Origin of the sequence: Pantoea sp. SIMBA_079, assembly GCF_046940275.1 — a bacterium.
GTDB classification, from domain to species: Bacteria; Pseudomonadota; Gammaproteobacteria; order Enterobacterales; family Enterobacteriaceae; genus Pantoea; species Pantoea borealis.
This window is the reverse complement of sequence record NZ_JAWRYR010000693.1, coordinates 1-249: the sequence shown is the minus strand read 5'-3', so window position 1 is coordinate 249 and position 249 is coordinate 1. Positions and strand designations below refer to the sequence as shown.

The window sequence follows — 249 nt, the reverse complement described above, 5'->3', positions numbered from 1 at the left end:
CCCAGCGCGGGCTGCGGACGGCGAGCGTGACGGCCACACCGGCGACGGACAACCTGACGACGGCCAACGCCGATGTGACGGCGAGCCTGAAGGCGGCCGACCTGCCCTCCGGCGCGACCGCGAAGATCGGTGGAGTCTCGTCCAGCCAGTCCGACGCGTTCCAGCAGCTCGGGCTCGCGCTGCTCGCGGCCATCCTGATCGTGTACATCGTGATGGTGGCGACCTTCCGGTCGCTGCGCCAGCCGCTGC

General features: G+C 71.5%; 1 protein-coding gene. It reads left to right on the top strand.

Annotation, left to right across the window (positions count from 1 at the left end):
• Nucleotides 1–26: 26 nt before the first annotated feature.
• On the top strand, nucleotides 27–249 hold a 223-nt coding region (locus tag SB719_RS21740), incomplete at its 3' end, for an efflux RND transporter permease subunit (protein ID WP_410720921.1).